This window comes from Bradyrhizobium retamae, assembly GCF_001440415.1.
Lineage (GTDB): Bacteria > Pseudomonadota > Alphaproteobacteria > Rhizobiales > Xanthobacteraceae > Bradyrhizobium > Bradyrhizobium retamae.
On sequence record NZ_LLYA01000077.1, the window covers coordinates 1 to 2,721 of the forward strand.

Annotated in this window: 2 protein-coding genes; both read right to left on the reverse strand. The window is 59.3% G+C overall.

Translation table 11 applies throughout. The features are described from left to right. Positions 1–914: NAD-dependent epimerase/dehydratase family protein (locus tag CQ13_RS42780; protein ID WP_057842764.1), on the reverse strand; the 914-nt coding region annotated here is incomplete at its 3' end. Next, on the reverse strand, positions 911–2,674 hold the full coding sequence (locus CQ13_RS10120) for a thiamine pyrophosphate-binding protein (RefSeq protein ID WP_057842765.1): 1,764 nt from the start codon (positions 2,672–2,674) through the stop codon (positions 911–913). The genes CQ13_RS42780 and CQ13_RS10120, both read right to left, overlap by 4 nt. Positions 2,675–2,721 lie beyond the last annotated feature (47 nt).

The window sequence follows — 2,721 nt, forward strand, 5'->3', positions numbered from 1 at the left end:
TTGCCATGGCCGGCTCTCGCGCAGCCCGCAGCCGCCTCCAGGACAGGCAATACGATTTCAAGAGAGTGGCGCCAGGGGCGATACCCGAGCGAGCCGGCCTTTCGGAAATTCGAAGCATACACCGCCTTGGATCCCGTGGGGCAGTCGGCGGTCCGTGCAAACTGAATTTGAACGCCGAAGCATGTAGCAGCAAGCTCGAGGAGTTCATGTTTGCTGACAGGCCTCTGGGTGTAGAGATCGACTGCCACATTGGGCGCGCCCGCCAGCCGCCAGCAGTCGATGACGGCTGCCAACTCGAGTGCACCGGCATAGTCGCGCATCATTGGATCCGACGAGGTTACAAAGACTTTGTTGTAGGCAATGGAACGGGCAAGGTCCGCGAGGAAAAATCGGCTCTTGAGCGATATCGCGATGTCGGCATAACCGAAGATGCGGACGTCGAGTATGGCGCGGTGCGGCAAGAGACGATGGCGCGCTTCTGCTTCGAGTTTCGCCAGCGGGTAGGCGGGAAAAGACCCGAGTCGATTGACCGGTACCGAAAGCTGCGAATCTTCGTCGACTGCTTTGGAAAAATCTCCACCGTAGACTGCGCCGCTCGACAAGAAGACATACCGCGTCACCGCTGACATTGTGCTCAGCACGTGCTCGTCCCATGTCCGGGTTATGTTGAGGATTTCGCCGCCAAGCTCGGCAACGCGCGTGGGCGTTCCGGCGCCGATCGCATTGATAACGAGTTCGAATTCCGATGCTTGGAATGCCCCGAGCGCACGGATCGAGACATTGTCGGGCCAGAGGTTGGCTCGCAGCGCGCTCGGCCGGCGGGCAAAGAGAGCGAGCGGCTCATGGCTTCTTGAAGCCAGCACACGCGCCAGGCTCGAACCAACATATCCGGTAGCACCGAGGATGGCGATCACGTCAGCATACCCTTCAATGACTTAGGCCTTGGATAGTCGACAAAGCGATTGCCAGAGGCATACTCCGCATCGCTGAGATAGGGAAATTGATCGTTGATAGGTCGCCCCATCTCGAGCTTCGGCTCTATGAGTGTCTGCTCGCTCAGCATTACTTCGATCACGATTGCCCCGCCCGTAAACAGGTTCGGCGTGATCTGATCGATCCGCTCGACGCGAGCATTGCGCAAGCCATAGGCTTGCGCAATTCGCCCGAAATCCGGAACGCTGTAGCCGGTCTGGGAGGCGCTGTAGCGGCTGCCAAGATGGGAGTCCTGGAACTGCCTGACGATGCCATAGCTCGCATTGTTCATCACGACCACCGCTACATCCAGGTGAAGGTGCTTCAGGGTTTGCAGCTCTTGGATGTTCAGCTGCATGCCACCGTCTCCATTATAGGAGATCACCTGGCGGTGTGGTGCCGCGAGCTTGGCGCCGATCGCAGCGGGAAGGGCGTATCCCATCGGCGAATTGCCACCTGCGGTAAAGAGCGTATGACGCCTGATCTTGAAAGCTTGATGTAACCAGCAGATCGCGGCACCGGTATCGCCGGCAATGATCGCGTCTGCAGCTACGACCTCGTTGATGCGACGGACAACATCGTAGGGCGACAGCGAGTTGAGCCGGCGCGCCGACGCGCTGGTCTCCCGGCCAAGATAGCGGTTCTTCATCTCGGTGACGTACTTGCGCCATTCGGCATCAATCTCGGGAAGCGCCACGTTCTCCAGCACCGCCGGTAGGTGACGGAAGTCGAGATGGCTGGTCCGATAGCTGTCGTTGCGAAATTTTTGCAGTTCTTCCTCATCCACGTCGATAACATGGACGGTTGCCCCGGTAGCAAAATTGCGCGGATTGCCCGACCGCTGACGATTGTCCAATCGACTGCCGAGCACCAGAACAGCATCGGCATTCTGCAGCACAAAATTGGCACCGCGGTTACCGTAAACGCCAATTTGCCCCAGGAATCCGGGATGATCATGATCAAAGCACGTTAATCCCGCCCAGCTGGAGACGAAGGGTATTCCTGCGCGCGCGAGCCAGTCGGCGACCTGCTGCTCGACCCCGGCGAGTCCAACACCGCCGCCCCAAAGGACTACCGGCCGACGCGATTTGGCAAATGTCATTGCAATGCTCGCTGCGACGGTCTTGGTCGGCTCACTGGTCTGCGACCGTTCCGGTTGCAGGATGACATCGCCCTCTACTTCGCTCTTCTGAACATCCATGGGAACGTCGATGAGAACGGGCCCTTTCCGTCCGCTCATTGCAACCGCGTAGGCGCTGGCAAGTTCCTGCCGCAGCTCTTCGCCGCTGCGGACCATTACGGCGTATTTCGTAATCGGCCGGACCATGTCGACGATCTTCGTCTCCTGAAATCCCGACTGGCGGACATTGGCGCCGTGAAACGCGCTAGCTTCACGCTGATTCACCTGACCGGTGATGTGGATGGATGGAATGGAATCGAAATACGAGCAAGCGATTCCTGTGATGAGATTGGTCGCTCCGGGCCCGGATGTCGCGATGGTTACCCCGACTCGCCGGCTCACCCGCCAAACCGCGTCGGCCGCCATCGCGGCTGACTGCTCGTGCTGGAAACAGGTGTAGGTCAGTTCGGGATGACGGCCGACTGCGTCAACCATGAAGGCGCAGGCGCCACCTGTAAGCGTGAAGACGCGCGTGCTGCCGATCCGGGCCAGGAACTCGGCAATGTATTCGGATCCATTCATGGCCTATGCGTGCGATTGGTGGCGAGCCGGGCACGACAGAAATCACC

Bases quoted from the DNA above. Each gene is read 5' to 3' on its own strand.
- CQ13_RS10120 (WP_057842765.1), bottom strand. From the start codon at position 2,674: ATGAATGGATCCGAATACATTGCCGAGTTCCTGGCCCGGATCGGCAGC.